This window comes from Thalassospira sp. B30-1, assembly GCF_015767575.1.
In the GTDB taxonomy this organism is placed as follows: domain Bacteria; phylum Pseudomonadota; class Alphaproteobacteria; order Rhodospirillales; family Thalassospiraceae; genus Thalassospira; species Thalassospira xiamenensis.
Genome location: NZ_CP065232.1, coordinates 3,640,341 through 3,656,605 on the forward strand (window position 1 = coordinate 3,640,341; position 16,265 = coordinate 3,656,605).

The window sequence follows — 16,265 nt, forward strand, 5'->3', positions numbered from 1 at the left end:
TCACGCGATGATTTAGCCATCTTGTGGCGGCGTGAAGATACGCCCTAGTGGCTTGACAAAATCACCGCCCCCTGTGCGGCCAGAACACCGGCAAAAATCACAATAAGAAAGGCAACAAACAATCCACGCCATCCGCCCGCGGATGGCCCAAGCCCAAGATAGTATCGCAAGATCAACCATGCCTTAAAGCTACCCACAGCCATAATAATTGTGGCTGGCACCAGACCAAGCATCGTGGCTGTGCGTTCTTCTCCCACAAGCGCAAGGACCAGTGACAGGATGGTCGTGCTGGTTGCGATCAGCCAGACCAGAATTGCTGTTCGCATCGATAAAGCCTGCGTGTCGCAAGATTTGCCAACATTCCTTACGACATCATCGGATTTCGCACTGATGGTACAATGATGGTCCATAATTACCTCATCGCAACAGATAGATCACAGGAAAGACCAGCACCCAAACCATATCGATCATATGCCAGAAGGCGGCACCGGTTTCGATGTTGGTTAAATTGGGCCAAATGGAAACAATCCCCAAAAGACCAAGCCCCATCACCACATGCAGCGCATGAAAACCGGTGATGAGATAGTAAAGCGTGAAGAACGTACTGCTTTCCAAACCGATCCCGGCATCGATTTTACTGCTATATTCCAGCAGTTTTATGATCAGGAAAGCGATAACCAGAATTGCAGTTGCCGCCATCCAGCCTCGACACCGCAAAACAGCATTTTGGCGTATGGCATGAACGGCGAACACCGCGAACAGACCGCTTGTCAGTAAAACAACCGTATTAAGCCCGCCCATAACACGATCAAGACGCAGTTGATCCGCCGCAAACCCAGACGGGTCGCCAATTCTTGCCGCGGAAAATGTCAGCAGAAAAGCCCCGAAAACAACCAACTCCGACAGGATCAGGACCCACATCAACGGATGCCCGGGCAAGGCTTCAAGCCCGCCCCAGGCATCAGCCCCGGCAGAAGAAGTTACCGATACACTGTGATGATCACTTTCATTCGCGGGCGAGATATCATGTTGTGCCATATTTTCCTGACGAGCTTGCATATTATCACCCGTTTTCAAGATACAAGCTGGCGATAGATACGTGGTAAAGCCGCCGGAAGGTTTTCCAGCTTGCTGACAATTGCGTGCCCGCCTGCCCCAAAGATATAGGGGAAGTAATCCTGTGCCCTTTGATCGACCGTTACACCGAAAAGGCCAAGCCCTGCCTTTCGGCATTCACGTACCGCACGGCGGCTATCCTCTATGCCGTAGCGACCTTCGTAATGGTCGATATCATTTGGCTTGCCATCCGTGATTACCAGCATCAACCGGTGTTGGTGCGGTCGATCCCCCAACAGCTTTCCAACATGGCGGATGGCAGCCCCCAACCGCGTGTAATACCCTGGACGGAGCTTCTGTATCCGGTCCTGCGTAGAACGTGACCATTCCTCGTCGAAGTTCTTGATCGCATTAATACGCACCCAATCCCGACGACGTGATGTAAAGCTGAAGATACCAAACTCGTCCCCACATTCGTCCAGCCCACCAGCCAGCACCGAAAGCGCCTGCTTTTCAACATCGAGAACCCGTTGATCCTGTATCCAGGCATCGGTCGACAATGATACATCGACCAGTACCGCAACCGACAAATCGCGTGCCCGTCGAACCGTGTTCAGATACAGCCTGTCACTGAGTTCTCCACTGCCTTTCTGGTCACAGCGGGCGCGCACCAATGCTTCGAGATCAAGCTCGCTTCCATCACTTTGCGCGCGCAGAATTTCATGGCGCGGCCGAAACGCTTCGAATTGGCGGCGAACCTGGCGGATTTGTCGCCGTTCGGTTTCACCCGGATGCCAGACATCACACTCACTGACTTTTTCATCACCGGATTGCATGACGACTTTGCAGAAATCCGGGCGATACGATTGATGACGGTAATCCCATTCCGGATAGGTCCATTCACCAATCACGCGTCCTTCATCAGCTTCGCGTGGCGGCAGATCCAGATCGAAACGCAATTTGGTTGCCGCTTTGCGTTTGCAGTCGGAAATTTCCATTTCGTCAAGCTCGTCAGCCGCTTTCTTTGCATCCTGCTCGTCCTCGTCATCCATCGGCCGATTGACATTGACCATCTCGGCTATCGAAAGGATTTTTTCAAACCGGTTTAATGCGAGGGGATCATTGCGACCAGCCTGATCATTCTTGCGTCGGCGAGCGCGTTTTTTACGTTCCTGACTGCCGTCTGACGAATTTCCATCCTCGTCCGTGTCGGTATCGGCAACACGACTGGCCTTGCCCGAACAAATGGCTTCGCCCCAAAGCGGAACGGGAAGGAACGGCGCATAACGACGCGGTTGCATACCCGCAACATCAATCATGCCCGCAATATCGCCATTTGCGTCAACGGCGTTAACAACAGGCCACAGATCGTTTGCGTCCTGTTGATCCGCAGCCCCAAGAATCTTCAGAACACATTCTTCGATCTGCTGTTCGCATCGGGGCAAGGGACGAACCGGTCGCAACGCCAGAAACGCATCATACAGGCGTTGCCGCAAACCGATGATGCCTGGGAACTGGCGACACACATCCTGATCGGTTTGTCGTGCCCGGGAAAGCCGCATGATGTCGGCCAATAACGGGCTTTGCGAAATGTCCGCCGAAATGGTTTGCGGCTCCGAAACCGCGAACCATGCCATCAGCCAGATATAAAAATCACGGTTAAGATCACGGGACGGAAACAGTGAAATGGACGCGGGCAGCTTTACCGATGCCTCGTTCATTTCGGCCATCGTGATCTGTTCATCCACCAGACCGATCCGTTGCCGCCAGCGTAGCCGATGCCCCGAAACCCGTTTATCAATCTGGGCAAATTCCAACGCCGGGTCGCCACCAAGAGTGCGAAAAATCACCGGCAAATGAACGCGCAATTCAGCAAACGTGATCGCGTGTTCAACATGATCGCGATAGCTTTCCTGATTGCGTGATGCAATCCGGTGCCAGATCATGCCGACCTGTTCTTCGAATTCCAGAAAATCGAAACTCATCATCGCCTCCCGGCTGTCAGCCCCGGATAATCCCGATGGCCTCGCGAAGGCCCGCCTTGATATCCGCATCATCCGACAGTGGTTCGATGATGGCCGCATTGATGGCGTCATCAAATGCAACATTGGCCATCAAAAGCGTCGCGCCATAGACCAGCAACCGGGTTGAAACAGCTTCTTCAAGATCAATACCGGTAAGCTTGCGAATATTGCCCGCAATGCGCACCAGAAGGGCTGCCCGTTCAACATCGATCCCGGTTTCACGCATGATGACCGCTTTTTCGGTTTCCGCGTCCGGGAAATCGAACTCGACGGCCAGAAAACGCTGTCGGGTCGATGGTTTAAGCTGCTTCAGAAGGTTCTGGTAACCGGGGTTATAGGACACCACCAGCATGAAATTGGCAGGAGCTTCAAGCATCTCGCCCGTCCGGTCCAGCGGCAACAGACGCCGATCATCCGTCAACGGATGAAGGACCACCGTCACGTCCTTGCGCGCCTCGACCACCTCATCAAGATAGCAGATACCACCGTGGCGGACCGCACGTGTCAACGGACCATCCACCCAAACCGTTTCCCCGCCCTTGATCAGATAGCGCCCCGTCAGATCCGCAGCAGTCAAATCGTCATGGCAGGAAACGGTATAAAGCGGAACGCCCAGCTTTGCAGCCATATGGGATACAAAACGTGTTTTCCCGCAACCGGTCGGTCCCTTTAACAACAAGGGCAGATGCTGCTGCCAGGCTGTTTCAAACAGCTGCTGTTCGTTGCCGGTAGACTGATAATAAGGAACGTCTTGCTGGGCGAGTACGTCTTTAAGAGCGGTCTGCATTTGAATGCTCCTTGGAAAATGGAGAGGCCGAAAATGACAACGACCGGTCGCGGGAACCAACCGGTCGTTGTCCGCCATGTGTCGTCATGGAAGAGAGCATGAAATCGAACACACAGACTTGATTGCCGTCATTCGGCAGGCTGACGTGCCCCGGCTGTTACGCGTGCATCACGCGGTGCCACCACCAGTGACCAGATAATCATGGTGACACCGATCAGCACGACAACACCCGATCCCAAGCGCGTCCAGTAGAACAGGGCAACCTGGTCCTGGACTTCCATGTAATTCATTCCCAGAACACGTTGCAGATGGGTCTGAACGACACCCGCAAATGTCAGGGTAAAGGTCATGAAGGCCATCGCACTGGTCGTGATCCAGAAGCCCCACATATTGAGCTGCTGGTTATAAGGTTCACGCCCGCGAAGATAAGGCAGCGCATAGGTGAAGATTGCCAGATTAAGCATCACATAGGCCCCGTAGAAAGCCAGATGGCCATGTGCTGCGGTAATCTGTGTTCCGTGGGTGTAGTAATTGATCGACGACAGGGTATGCATGAAGCCCCATACGCCCGCGCCAAAAAACGCCATGACCGAACATCCAAGCGACCAAAGCAGGGCCGCCTTGTTCGGATGATCCCGGCCGCCTTTCCAAACCATGTAGAAGCAGAAAACAACCATGGCAAAGAACGGGACGACCTCAAGCGTGGAAAACACATTGCCGATCCACTGCCAATATCCCGGGGTTCCGATCCAGTAATAGTGATGGCCGGTACCCAGAATGCCGGTAAACAGCGAAAGTGAAACCATGACATAAAGCCATTTTTCAACGACTTCGCGATCAACACCCGTCATTTTGATCATCAGAAACGCCAGGATCGACGCCATGATCAGCTCCCATACGCCTTCAACCCAAAGATGCACGACATACCACCAGTACATCTTGTCCACCGCAAGGTTGGACGGATTATAGAACGCAAACAGGAAAAGCAACGCGACGAACCAAAGGGCAACCATCAGTACGTTTGATACTGCGGTTTTCCGGCCCTTAAGCAGTGTCAGCGTCGTGTTGTAAAGGAACATCAGCGCCACGACGACAATGCCGACCTTGATCGGCAATGGCTGTTCAAGGAATTCACGCCCTTCGTGATAGCCAAGGATGTATCCGACAACTGCAGCAGCGGTTGCCGCCATGAACAGCCAGAACTGGATGATCGCCAGTTTCGGGCTGTGCAGTTCGGTTTCGCATTCTTCGGGCAGCAAATAGTAAGCAGCTCCGAAATACCCCATCAACAACCAGACGATCAGGGCATTGGTGTGGATCATGCGAATGACGTTGAACGGCAATAGTTCGGACAAGACGTTTGGAAAAACATAGACAGTGCCCGCCACCACGCCGAACAGAATCTGGGCTGCGAACAATGTCAGCGCGCCGTATATGTAATACAGCGCAACCTTTTGCGATTGATATTTCATTGTAGCCTCGTTTCCATCAGCACCGGATTATCCCGCCTCGTTTGGCGGCCAGTTCTGGGTGTCGATTTCACTGGTCCATTTCAGGAAGTCGACAAGCTCATCGAGCTCCTGATCTGTAAGGTTGAATTGCGGCATCTGGCGGCGGCCTTCGATGCCTGTGGGCTGTGCGGCCATCCATGCCTTAAGCATATCGCGCGCACCTTCCGGATCATCTTCACCGCCATACCGCACCCAGACATTGCCAAGTTCAGGTGCGAAATAGGCACCCTCGCCCAAAAGCGTATGGCAGTTGATGCATGAATTGCGTTCCCAGACATGCTTGCCCGCGACAACCGATGGCGTCAGCTGATCCTGATTGCTGGACTCGTTGACGATATAGTTGTGGCTGTGCAAGGTCAGTCCGATAAAGATGACCAGAAAGAAGATCGTTCCGCCGTAGAAGATGTTTCGGGCGGCAGATTTTGTCAGTCGTTCCGACATGTGAACGGATCCTCACTCCGATTGGCAGTTCAGTGCCGCTCTGTCCCCAAAACGGCGTCATGCAATCATTTCCCGACTGGACGTTTCCCACCTTGACTACCGTCAAACGAAAAAAGCCCCGTACAATGGCGGGGCAGGTGGGGTCGGAAATGCACGGCAGGAAGGATAAGGCAAACCGCGTCAGGCTATTCAAAACGCGGAAACAGTATTTCATTCTCAAGATGGATATGCGCCACCAGGTCTTCGACCAGCTTGGCCGTACCGGAATAAAGCGCCTGCCATGAACCGCAGACACCGTCGGGCAACGTGAAATTATTGGTCAGCTTTTGCAGTTTATGGATGGCTTCGGCATGCTCGTCATGTTCTTCGCGCATGCAATGGATCGGCATGATCAGGGGGATTGTGCTGGCACTGTTGCGTTGCATTTCGCGCATCGCCGGAAACAGAACCATTTCCTCTTTCGCCATATGGGAATCAAGCTTTTCCGTCATTTCAAACAGCGCGTCGGCCAATCCCGCCGGGGCGTCCGGATGATCTCCGTGAACCGCCTCGACCTTGCGGGCAAGCAGGATGAGTTCGGCCAGTTCATCACAGTGGGTCTGATGATACCGATCCAGAATAAAATCGATGAACGCATTGATATCATTTGGATCCGGCAAGGTCAGTGGTCCCTTGGGCAAATCACACAATTCACGGGCAATCAGACCGGCATCCAGTCCTTTCACACTGGTGACCTCGTCCAGCGACTTGTTGCTTGAACAGCAAAATCCGATTTTATGGCGTCGCAAAACCAGGGTCGCCCCCGGAAAACTCGCGACCAGATCGCCTATCTTGCGATGGATCAGATTTGCTGAATTGGCAGCTTCCTGATCATGGGTGAAATCGGATTTCATGCTGGCGGGCCTCCATCCCCGGATATTGATCCAACCAAGTTTAGGCACCTTCCCAAAAGTCACGTTGACGATGGTCAAGTAGCGCTGCGTGGAATTTTGCGATCCCCCTGCCCGATACTGTCTTGCAAAAGCAGAACCTTTCCGCCTTATCAAGAACCGTAAAAATTCAAATCTTTCAGTGATTTGACGGACATCAACACCTTAAGACCCAAACATGACAATACTTCCGGAACCAATTCGGTCCGGAGTCCGCCGTGTCAATCAAACGCCCGTCATTTACACCCTTTCTGCTGATGAACCCCATCGTTCGAAATGTTCCGGCATTTGCGCTGGAACGTCTGTGCCAGCACGCCATGGAAACCATGTATCGCCGACACAAAGCTGTTTTCGAACGGGTCACCGAACGCGAAACATTTACCCTGCTCGTATGCCCGACGGACCTTGATCTCGACCTTTTCCTTGCCCTTGATCCCAAGGCCCCCGTCCTGCGCCCTGCCCATGAGGGGGATGACAATATCATCGCGGCACGGATCATCGGCCCGCTTCCGGCCCTTCTGGAACTGCTCGAAGGAAAATCCGACGGGGACGCACTGTTTTTCTCGCGCGCATTACGAATAGAGGGCCGGACCGACCTTGTCGTTGCCCTTCGCAATGCCCTGGACGGCGAAGAAATAGACCTGCGTTCCGCCGTCATTGAAAGCTTCGGCGCGTTGGGTCCTGCGGCACGTCTGGCACTGCGCGCGGCCGAAGCGGCATATCGCCAGATGCAATCGGACATGGACCGCGTTGCCGACACCCTGATGTCCCCGATTGAAAAACGTCTGGGCGGACTTGACCGGCGTCTTGGCGAACATGCGGAAAACATTTCAGGGATTCAGAAATCAGTAAAACGTCGCACGCCGCGCATCGGTCAGACCGTGCTGTCGGGTGATGATTTCGCCCTTCCCGATCCTTCATAACCGACAAACACATACAGGGATTTCATGGAATTAGTTTGCCCGGCAGGAACCCCCGCCAGTCTGCGTGCCGCCGTCGAGGCCGGTGCGGATGTTGTATATTGCGGTTTCCGCGATGCGACCAATGCCCGCAACTTTCCGGGGTTGAATTTTTCCCGACCCGAACTGGCCGAGGCCGTTACATTCGCACATAGACATGGCGTGCATGTCTATCTGGCCTGCAACACCTATCCGCAAGCCGGTTCCGAAGATATCTGGCACAAGGCCGTCGATGATGCGGTTGCAATCGGCGTTGATGCGGTAATCTTGGCCGATATCGGTTTGCTGCGCTATGCGCGCGATAAACACCCGGATGCACGTCTGCATCTGTCGGTTCAGGCATCCGCCTCGAACGAGGAAGCCATTCGTTTTTACCACCGCGAGTTTGGCGTGCGTCGTGTGGTTCTGCCGCGTGTCCTGTCGCTCGAAGAAATCCGGATGTTAAACCGGCGCATTTCGGTGGAAACCGAAGTTTTTGCCTTTGGCGGCATGTGTGTCATGGCCGAAGGTCGCTGTTCGCTATCTTCCTATGCCACGGGGGAAAGCCCCAACATGAATGGCGTTTGTTCGCCAGCAGCCCACGTCCATTACGAGGAACGCGGCGACAGCACCGTTTCCCGCCTTGGCAATTTTACAATCAATGTTTACGGCAACGATGAAAAGGTCGGATATCCGACCCTTTGCAAAGGCCGGTTTCGCGCCATGGACAAGGCCGGTTACCTGTTCGAAGAACCCACCAGCCTTGACGTTACCGCAATCCTGCCCGAACTCGCCGATGCCGGTGTAACCGCCCTTAAGATAGAAGGACGCCAACGCGGCAAGGCTTATATCACGCAGGTTGTCGGCGCATTCCGCGCGTCCCTTGATCGCATTGCCAATGGGCAAACCGGTACGCGCAGTAATCTGGCTGCCCTTAGCGAAGGTCAGGCAGATACAACAGGTGCCTATCGGAGAAGCTGGCAATGACAAAATCAAGACTGGTCATGGGGCCTATTTTGTTTCACTGGGACGAAAACCGTAAAAAGGATTTCTATGCCCGGATCGCGGATGAAACCGACATTGATACGGTACATGTTGGCGAAGTCGTTTGCGCCAAACGCATGCCGTTTTTCGACAAGCATCTGCCTGACATCATCGAGCGGCTTCAGAATGCCGGAAAGGAAGTCGTCTTCTCGACACTGGCCCTCGTGATGAATGAACGCGAGATCGCCCAGCTTCGTGAAATTGCCGAAATGCCGGACCTTCTGATCGAAGCCAACGACATATCTTCCATCGGCCTGCTTTCCGGCCGCCCGCATGTCGTCGGGCCGTACATCAATACATATAACGAAAGCACCTTGGACTACCTGATTTCCAAAGGTGCGCATCGCGTATCCCTTCCCTGGGAATTGCCGATGTCATCGATCATAGCGCTTTGCAACGCGCGGAAATCTGCCGAGATCGAAGTCCAGATATTCGGGCGTGTCCCGCTTGCCATATCAGCCCGGTGTTACTCTGCACGCGCACATGGCTTGCACAAGGATGGCTGCCGATATGTCTGCGGCGAGGCCCTTGATGGCATGGATGTCGAAACGCTGGATCATATACCGTTTCTTGCCGTCAATGGTCTGCAAACCCTGTCCAGTCACTATCTGGAATTATCGACCGCCGTTGATGATCTGAAAGATGCTGGTGTTACAGCCTTCCGAATTTCACCGCACACTCTTGATATGGTGCGTGTTGCCAATCTCTACCGTCGTCTGATTGACGGTGAAACCTCGTCTGACGAGGTCAGGCAATCGTTGCTGGAAATGCAAAACGATCTGGCTTTCGCCGATGGCTTCCTGCACAGCCTTCCGGGTGCGGATCTCCGGGAAACGCTTGGTTCCCGGGCAGAATAGCCTTCCCCACCGCGCAAATATCCATATCCCGAATACAGATATGAAAAGGGCCACAGCCTGATGAACTGTGGCCCTTCGATACATTGTGCAGGGGAGTGGACAGCTCAATGTATTGACGATGGTTGGAGTATAATTGATTTGCTTTGATACTCCTTGACGGTCGTCAATTAGGACTGCCTTTGCGGGTTTCCTGCTTTTGGATCACACATCAATTTCTATTTCCTGCGCCTCGCCCAAAGGCACAAGAAGGATTTTTCGAACAGGCAGATGACGCGCTGCATGCCGTATTTCGGTTTCACGCATCATCGAAAACGCGGTTGAAAACGCATCGGCATCCGTTGCGGTATCTGCAAAGACACTCACCCTCTCCCACAAGGCGGGCGAATGTCCGCTGCGCGGGTCGATCAGATGGGTATAATTCCCGTTCAAACTGAACCTGAATCCCGAACCTGACGACGTTGCCAATGCACCATCATATATCCTGATTCCACTGGACGACTGCGCATCGTTCCCGCCAAATCTTACCGGCCATCCCGTATCGTCTATTCTGGGGCCAATCGCGTATTTTTCGCCAAGGTCAACCAGCACATTCTTCATGCCATGTCGCCGGAAAACCCCCGCGACACGGTCGGTGATATAACCCTGTGCCATACCATTCAGCGTGACCTGCATGCCCTGCTGCGCAAAGGAAACCCGGTTCGGCTCAATCCGGATTGCCTCATATCCGATCAAGGATTTCAGCCTCCCGATTTCTGCCTGAACTGCACCTTTATCAGTGATAGCGATCTGCTGCGACAGTTCTGTTAGCCGCGCCCAAACAGTCTGGACCGTCGGATCGAATGCGCCATCGGTATGTCTGGAAATCATGACCGCGCGCGACATCAGTTCAACAAATTCCTGTTCGGGGTTTTCGACAAATCCATCGCGATTCAAGCGCGAAATTGTCGCATCCGGCCGATACAGACTGAACATGTTTTCCAGTCGTTCGATTTCGGAAAGTGCCGACGAAATCATTTCATCGGCCTGATCTTGCGAAAGGCCGTCCAGATAGATTGCAGCCTCTGCACCAAGGGCGGTTCCCTGCCAACGATGCAGCTTATCTGACGCGGCGAAGACCTTGGGGGATACCAAGGCAATTGATGCCGCACTGGCAAACAGGGTGATAAAGCGACGACGGTTCAAGTCTGTCATGACGCACCTCCGTCCGAAGGTCCAAGATCAAAAACGTAGTCATCAGGGATGTCTTTGTAGTCGACAATCTGCCCCCCATGCGCGGTTACGAATGACTGGGCTGCGGCAAGGGTCCCGAATGGCACGGCTTCGCCAATTCCCATGCCGCTTGTCATGTCACTGCCGATCACGAAATGTGCGCTATCAATGACCACCCAATTTGGTGGCGGGGATTGCCAGTCGGCATAACCGGTCATGTCATTTACATAAATGACAGCCACGTCACGGGCTTCACCGGGCATAAGCGTAAACGCAATCGCGTCACGTACCGACGGGAACCATAAAATTTCGCCATTCGATTTACGGTGCAGCTGGGCCTTTGGCCCCGGATGATCGGCAACAATCATGCCGCAGAAAAAGCCAGAAACATCGCGTGTCAGATCCTGCGGATCGGGACGCGCGACAATCTCTTGCTCGCGACATCCCGCAAGCAGGATCGCCCCGAGAACGACAAACGGTAAAATGGCTTTCATAACTGCTTCCTCCGAAACAGCACCACCGCCAGTATCAGCGGAACAACAACCCACATGCCGAGCGAGAGCACGGGTGCGAAACCGTTACCGATACCTTCAAGGTCCGATATCACCAGCCCGGCAGCAACCCGGACATCCTCAAAACCCGAAAGATTGATCATGCGAAATGCATCAGCCGGATTGACAGTCAGAAGCATATCGAAAACCGGTGCGCTTATGCCTTCACCGCCATCGGCAACCAACGCCCCCAAAAGCGCCATGTCATAAACGATCACCAGACAAAGCCACACACCAAACGCCAGAGCCGCCGCGGCACTCCGTTGACGGGGCATGGCACTGATGGCCAATCCAAGTGCGACAAAAGCCGCCCCCAGCACAACCGAACTCCCTATCAGAACGCCAAAGGCCATCCAGTTAGCGCTTTCAATCCCTCCGTAAACAAGGACAAGTGCCGCTGATCCGAAACCAAGAATAGTTGCCAATCCAAGGCCCAGCGTCTGGCCCAGAAACTTTCCGATAATGATGTCGGATCGCGACAGCGGATAGGTCAGCAACAAAAGCATTGTCCCGCGTTCAACCTCGCCCACCAGCGCGTCATAGGACAGCAACAACGCCATCAATGGCAGCAAAAAGACCGAAAGGCTGGCCAGACTGACGATCGTAACAGCCAGTTGATCGACGCCAACGGTGCCCGCCGGCGCACTTCCCAGAAAAGTAAGGCTTAGCGAAAACAGGACCAGCGCCGCGGTCGCGCCTAAAAACCAGCGATTGCGAATTCCGTCCCGAAATTCCTTGATTGCAATGATGACAAGTTCTCTCATGACACCACACTTTCTTTCTGGAAATGCATGTAGAGATCGCCAAGCGACGGCAACCTGATGTCAACGTCGTCAAGCTCCGGCACGGTGGCCGACAGATGCCGCAATACGTCAATCTTGCGTTCAGATGGCAAGGTCAGATCAAGACCATGGTCGTTGATCCGCTCGCAGCCGATCCCGTCGGGAATTTTTTCAGCACAGGCGGCCCCCATTCCCGGTCTGGTGATCAGACGGATATGCACCGGCAGATTGGCCCGCCTGCGCAGATCATCGATGGTTCCCGATGCAATCAGTTGGCCCTTTCGCATGATCGCAATTTTACGGGTATGGGCTTCAAGTTCCGTCAGCGCATGCGACGACAGAATGACCGTCACACCACTGTCTTCAAGTTCGCGCACGATGTCATAAAAGGCGTTGCGCAATTCCGGATCAAGGCCGGTCGTGGGCTCGTCGAGCATCAATATCCGCGGATTGCCCAGCAATGCCTGCGCAAGACCAAGACGCTGACGCATCCCTTTGGAATAATGCCCAACCCGCTTATGCGCGGCTGCAGCAAGCCCGACACGTTCAAGGATCCGTGCGCAGTCTGACACGGGATGGCGTTTCAACCGGGCAAAGAAAGCCAGCGTCTCCGCACCGCTCATGCTGTTATAAAACGCGATATTTTCCGGAAGATATCCAAGAAATGCATGCGCGTTCTTTCCGCGATGGCGGGATGTGCTCTCCTCACCAAGAATGCGGATATTTCCCTTGTCAGGACGCATAAGACCAAGGATCAGCTTGATAAGTGTCGTTTTACCCGCGCCATTATGGCCAAGTAACGCAACACTCTCGCCTGCGCCAATTTCCAATGACAGATCGTTGACAGCGTTTTGCTGATCGAACGTCTTGGTCACTTTTTCAAGAAGAATTGCAGGATCATTCGGCATGATAGCCGTCTCCTTCAAATCGGGCGATAACCGGCGGTGCCATTAGCGGATGACTGTCAATCACGCCCCCCGGATGCAGTGCCGGAAACCGGGACTGCGCCCATTTCAAAATCTGTATTGCGGGTGCATTCAGCAAAAGCTTGGCGGATGGATGGGCCCAGACGACCTGATCAAGCATGTCATTTGGCCGATAGGCCCGATCCCCAAGACCATCACCATCCAGATCGAACGCGGCATTATCGCTCCAGTAATTTCCGCGACCGTTTTCAGACCATTCAAGCCAGCGTGTGCCGACATACTTGACCTGTGTCCGGTTGCCGGAAAACGCATTGCCAACAATGACATTGCGTTCCGATCCGGCTGTAAACTGCACACCGATCCCGCAGCCCTCGAACCGGTTTCCCCGAAAATCGTTCTTGTTGGAGTTATAGATAAAAACGCATTTCTCGCCGCCGCGATCCACGACATTCCCGCTAAATTCGGACTTATTGGCATAGTTCAGCAAAATGCCGTGGTCACGATCCCCGCGTGACAGGTTGTTCGTTACCTTCAAACCATCCGAAAACATCAACGCATAGCCGACCGTATTGTCAAAGGAACGGTTGTCCCGGATTTCGCTGTCATGCGTATACATGTAATGAACCGCAAAACGGACATTGCGAAATTCGTTACCGATGAACCGGTTCTGTTTGCTGGTCGTCACAAAAATACCGTCTCGGCCCTGTGATATTGCGTTGCCGACAACAACCGATCCCGGTGTGTTCCAAAGCTGCACCCCATTACCACGCTCGTTGACCCGCAGGTCCTGCCGGCCGACGATGATATTGTTCCGCACTGTCGCGTTTTCCGGACCGGAAAGATAAATGCCGATCAGATTGTCACTGATCACACTGTCTTCAATAACGGCACCGTCGCCATTGGGGGTCACAAAAACCCCGCTATCCTGTGTTGATAAATCCAGCCCCGATCCCGTCACGGTGACACCGCGAAGCATCACATCCGGTCCGTCGATGGTAATCACATTGCCGGTTCCATTCCCGACAATCCGGACATCATCACCACCTTCAAGCATGACCGGACGATGCAGAATGATCGGCCCGGAATAATCTCCCGGGCCGAGCAGAATCCGGTCACCGTCCTGTGCCGTGTCGACAATCTCCTGCAATCCCTTATCTGGCGGGCTTGCCTCGATTTCCGACGCATGCAGCGACGAGAATGTTGCCCCCCAAACCGCCAGCGCAGATAAAGCGGTTCGAATGGCAGTCTTTGGACGGATGACCGGAAACATCGTGCTTATCCTTACGCCGGTTTAACCAGCATACGGCCGCGCATTTCCATATGCAGCGCATGGCAGAACCACTGACAGTAATACCAGTGCACACCGGGTCGATCGGCCTTGAAGGTCACCGATGCCGTTGCCTGCGGTGCGACTTCCATTGCCACGCCATAGTTCGCGATGGTGAACCCGTGCGTCAGGTCGTCGACATCATCGATATTGGTGATGAATACGGTAACCTCGTCGCCCTGATTGACCTCGAACTTGTCCATGCTGAACATCGGCGCGTTGGAATACATATAGACACGCACCTTGTTGCCATCCCGAATGACGATTGAATCGCCTTCAAGATCGACACCATCCTTTTTCGCCCAGTCGCGGGCTTCGGCAAACATCGGATCGTTGCGATCCCAAAGATTCACCGGATTGACCACCGAACTATGGACGATGATGCAATCATGGGGTTCGGCAAATGTCGGACCGTCATGAACAACCTTTGGCGCATCCCCGGTAATATCAATCAGCTGATCGTTTTCCGGCTTCAGCGGACCGACATTAAGGAACCGGTCTTTCGAAAACTTGTTAAGCGAGATAAGCCATTTGCCATCCGCATCCTTGGTTTCACCCATGGAAGTGTGGTTATGCCCCGGCTGATAATGGACATCGACCTTGGCAAGGATCGGATCGACCTCTTCACCGTTGAACTTGCGAACCGCGGCATCAATGTTCCATTTGCACATCTGACTATCAAGGAACAGGGTGGTATAGGCATTCCCCTGACCATCAAACGCGGTATGTAGCGGACCCAGACCAAGTTCCGGTTCGGCCACGACAACTCCGCGCGGCTCGATCTTGTCTTCGAAGCACTCTTCGAACTTCCGCACATCAAGAACGGTAACCGTCGGGGACAGCTTGCCGTTAATGACAATATGCTTGCCGTCCGGTGCCGTGTTGCAGCCATGCGGGCTGTTCGATACCGGCACATAACGGGTCAGCGGCGATCCTTTGCGGCCGTCAACGACCTTGACGCCGTTGATTTCCTTGTAATTGCCATTCTTGATCGCCTGTTCGATGCGCTCGATCGAGAAAATGACCGCCCAGTCCTGCTCGCTTGCCGTCATTTCGGCAAGCGACACACCGTTTTCCGAATTGTAGCAGGTCGAAACCGCATATTTTCCCTGATAATCCGCATCACAGTTATCAAGGTTGCCATCAACCATCACCTGCCAGGCAACTTCCATCGTGTCGCCGTCAATTGCCGTGAAAATTGCATGATACCGCGACGGATCGTCCAGAATGCTACCGTCATTGGGAACCGGAACCCGATGTTCACCATTGGCAAAGACATAGCCGGTGCGCGGGAATTTCTGCGGGCGCAGACCATGGATGTCCGACGCGTTCGGAATTTCGATGATCTTGTCGCATTTCATGACGTCACAGCGAATGCGGGCGACACGCGTGTTCGCCTTGTCATTCACAAACAGGTATCGCCCATCATAGGTCCCATCCGTGAAGGACATATGCGGGTGGTGCAAATCCCCGTTCAGCCAGATTTCACCCTTGTCGGCCAGATACTTTTTGGTTTCCGGCAACAGACCTTCGGTCAGGATTTTGCGGCTTTCATTCGTTTGGCCCCAACCTGTTGCGCTGCATCGGTTGAAAACCGGAATGCGCATCAGCTCGCGCATGGAGGGAACCCCCATAATGCGGACTTCGCCAGCCTGCCCACTGCTCCAGAAGCCGTAATATTCGTCAAGATCACCTGGCAAAACCTCAACCGATCCAGCAGCCGCTTTTGCCGCCGTTGGTGCGAGGATTGAACCCGCGGCAATGCCCGCAGCACCGGTTGCACCGGCAATCCCTGCCAATCCTGCCATCTTTGCTGTTCCGCCGAGCAAGCCGCGTCGGCTGATCTTATAGTTCTCTGTTTCATTCGACATAATGGAACTCCT

Annotated in this window: 16 protein-coding genes; 3 read left to right on the forward strand and 13 right to left on the reverse strand. The window is 53.9% G+C overall.

From position 1 onward, the window contains the following. Positions 1-44 precede the first annotated feature (44 nt). From IT971_RS17170 to IT971_RS17200, 7 genes are all read right to left on the reverse strand, one after another. On the reverse strand, positions 45-326 hold the full coding sequence (locus IT971_RS17170) for a cytochrome C oxidase subunit IV family protein (protein WP_062947882.1): 282 nt from the start codon (positions 324-326) through the stop codon (positions 45-47). Positions 327-417: 91 nt separating this feature from the next. Continuing rightward, positions 418-1,038, reverse strand: coding sequence for a cytochrome c oxidase subunit 3 family protein (locus tag IT971_RS17175; protein WP_082822634.1), 621 nt, complete (start codon positions 1,036-1,038; stop codon positions 418-420). Positions 1,039-1,073: 35 nt separating this feature from the next. Next, entirely contained in the window at positions 1,074-3,044 is a 1,971-nt protein-coding gene (locus IT971_RS17180) for a nitric oxide reductase activation protein NorD (RefSeq protein ID WP_065701679.1), read from the reverse strand. A gap of 13 nt (positions 3,045-3,057) precedes the next feature. Then, the gene (locus tag IT971_RS17185; protein WP_007089826.1) at positions 3,058-3,867 is read right to left on the reverse strand and encodes a CbbQ/NirQ/NorQ/GpvN family protein; all 810 of its coding nucleotides are present in this window, start codon (positions 3,865-3,867) and stop codon (positions 3,058-3,060) included. Between the two features lie 128 nt (positions 3,868-3,995). Continuing rightward, on the reverse strand, positions 3,996-5,339 hold the full coding sequence (locus tag IT971_RS17190) for a cbb3-type cytochrome c oxidase subunit I (protein ID WP_063095007.1): 1,344 nt from the start codon (positions 5,337-5,339) through the stop codon (positions 3,996-3,998). A 27-nt stretch (positions 5,340-5,366) separates the two neighbouring features. After that, the gene (locus IT971_RS17195; protein WP_007089828.1) at positions 5,367-5,819 is read right to left on the reverse strand and encodes a cytochrome c; all 453 of its coding nucleotides are present in this window, start codon (positions 5,817-5,819) and stop codon (positions 5,367-5,369) included. A gap of 185 nt (positions 5,820-6,004) precedes the next feature. After that, entirely contained in the window at positions 6,005-6,712 is a 708-nt protein-coding gene (locus IT971_RS17200) for a DUF542 domain-containing protein (protein ID WP_063095005.1), read from the reverse strand. 254 nt (positions 6,713-6,966) lie between these two features. Here IT971_RS17200 and IT971_RS17205 point away from each other — a divergent pair, with 254 nt between their 5' ends. From IT971_RS17205 to IT971_RS17215, 3 genes are read left to right on the forward strand one after another with little or no spacing between them, the layout of a single operon-like run. Then, positions 6,967-7,671, forward strand: a complete 705-nt coding sequence (locus IT971_RS17205; RefSeq protein ID WP_063095003.1) for an SCP2 sterol-binding domain-containing protein — start codon at positions 6,967-6,969, stop codon at positions 7,669-7,671. Between the two features lie 24 nt (positions 7,672-7,695). Continuing rightward, entirely contained in the window at positions 7,696-8,673 is a 978-nt protein-coding gene (locus IT971_RS17210) for a peptidase U32 family protein (protein WP_063095001.1), read from the forward strand. Then, on the forward strand, positions 8,670-9,587 hold the full coding sequence (locus IT971_RS17215; RefSeq protein ID WP_063094999.1) for a U32 family peptidase: 918 nt from the start codon (positions 8,670-8,672) through the stop codon (positions 9,585-9,587). Before IT971_RS17210 ends, IT971_RS17215 begins: the two co-directional genes overlap by 4 nt. Positions 9,588-9,788: 201 nt before the next feature. On the opposite strand, the gene IT971_RS17220 is transcribed toward IT971_RS17215, so the two are convergent. The 6 genes from IT971_RS17220 to nosZ are packed head-to-tail and all read right to left on the reverse strand — an operon-like array spanning position 9,789 to position 16,253. Next, positions 9,789-10,778 (reverse strand): FAD:protein FMN transferase, encoded by a 990-nt coding sequence (locus IT971_RS17220; protein ID WP_063094997.1) that lies wholly within the window; start codon positions 10,776-10,778, stop codon positions 9,789-9,791. Continuing rightward, the gene (locus IT971_RS17225; protein ID WP_063094995.1) at positions 10,775-11,290 is read right to left on the reverse strand and encodes a nitrous oxide reductase accessory protein NosL; all 516 of its coding nucleotides are present in this window, start codon (positions 11,288-11,290) and stop codon (positions 10,775-10,777) included. The genes IT971_RS17220 and IT971_RS17225 overlap by 4 nt, the downstream gene beginning before the upstream one ends. After that, positions 11,287-12,111, reverse strand: coding sequence for an ABC transporter permease subunit (locus tag IT971_RS17230; RefSeq protein WP_063094993.1), 825 nt, complete (start codon positions 12,109-12,111; stop codon positions 11,287-11,289). The genes IT971_RS17225 and IT971_RS17230 overlap by 4 nt, the downstream gene beginning before the upstream one ends. Then, positions 12,108-13,037 carry an ABC transporter ATP-binding protein gene (locus tag IT971_RS17235; protein WP_063094991.1) on the reverse strand — a complete coding sequence of 310 codons (930 nt, stop codon included), beginning with the start codon at positions 13,035-13,037 and terminating at the stop codon, positions 12,108-12,110. Before IT971_RS17235 ends, IT971_RS17230 begins: the two co-directional genes overlap by 4 nt. After that, positions 13,027-14,325, reverse strand: coding sequence for a nitrous oxide reductase family maturation protein NosD (locus IT971_RS17240; protein ID WP_063094989.1), 1,299 nt, complete (start codon positions 14,323-14,325; stop codon positions 13,027-13,029). The genes IT971_RS17235 and IT971_RS17240 overlap by 11 nt, the downstream gene beginning before the upstream one ends. Before the next feature lie 11 nt (positions 14,326-14,336). Then, positions 14,337-16,253, reverse strand: a complete 1,917-nt coding sequence (nosZ, locus tag IT971_RS17245; protein WP_063094987.1) for a TAT-dependent nitrous-oxide reductase — start codon at positions 16,251-16,253, stop codon at positions 14,337-14,339. Between the last annotated feature and the right edge of the window lie 12 nt (positions 16,254-16,265).

What these genes read in the sequence shown, in the direction of transcription:
- IT971_RS17170 (WP_062947882.1), bottom strand. Translation starts at nt 326, where the DNA reads ATGCGAACAGCAATTCTGGTCTGGCTGATCGCAACCAGCACGACCATC.
- IT971_RS17175 (WP_082822634.1), bottom strand. Translation starts at nt 1,038, where the DNA reads ATGGCACAACATGATATCTCGCCCGCGAATGAAAGTGATCATCACAGT.
- IT971_RS17180 (WP_065701679.1), bottom strand. Translation starts at nt 3,044, where the DNA reads ATGATGAGTTTCGATTTTCTGGAATTCGAAGAACAGGTCGGCATGATC.
- IT971_RS17185 (WP_007089826.1), bottom strand. Translation starts at nt 3,867, where the DNA reads ATGCAGACCGCTCTTAAAGACGTACTCGCCCAGCAAGACGTTCCTTAT.
- IT971_RS17190 (WP_063095007.1), bottom strand. Translation starts at nt 5,339, where the DNA reads ATGAAATATCAATCGCAAAAGGTTGCGCTGTATTACATATACGGCGCG.
- IT971_RS17195 (WP_007089828.1), bottom strand. Translation starts at nt 5,819, where the DNA reads ATGTCGGAACGACTGACAAAATCTGCCGCCCGAAACATCTTCTACGGC.
- IT971_RS17200 (WP_063095005.1), bottom strand. Translation starts at nt 6,712, where the DNA reads ATGAAATCCGATTTCACCCATGATCAGGAAGCTGCCAATTCAGCAAAT.
- IT971_RS17210 (WP_063095001.1), top strand. Translation starts at nt 7,696, where the DNA reads ATGGAATTAGTTTGCCCGGCAGGAACCCCCGCCAGTCTGCGTGCCGCC.
- IT971_RS17215 (WP_063094999.1), top strand. Translation starts at nt 8,670, where the DNA reads ATGACAAAATCAAGACTGGTCATGGGGCCTATTTTGTTTCACTGGGAC.
- IT971_RS17220 (WP_063094997.1), bottom strand. Translation starts at nt 10,778, where the DNA reads ATGACAGACTTGAACCGTCGTCGCTTTATCACCCTGTTTGCCAGTGCG.
- IT971_RS17225 (WP_063094995.1), bottom strand. Translation starts at nt 11,290, where the DNA reads ATGAAAGCCATTTTACCGTTTGTCGTTCTCGGGGCGATCCTGCTTGCG.
- IT971_RS17230 (WP_063094993.1), bottom strand. Translation starts at nt 12,111, where the DNA reads ATGAGAGAACTTGTCATCATTGCAATCAAGGAATTTCGGGACGGAATT.
- IT971_RS17235 (WP_063094991.1), bottom strand. Translation starts at nt 13,037, where the DNA reads ATGCCGAATGATCCTGCAATTCTTCTTGAAAAAGTGACCAAGACGTTC.
- IT971_RS17240 (WP_063094989.1), bottom strand. Translation starts at nt 14,325, where the DNA reads ATGTTTCCGGTCATCCGTCCAAAGACTGCCATTCGAACCGCTTTATCT.
- nosZ (WP_063094987.1), bottom strand. Translation starts at nt 16,253, where the DNA reads ATGTCGAATGAAACAGAGAACTATAAGATCAGCCGACGCGGCTTGCTC.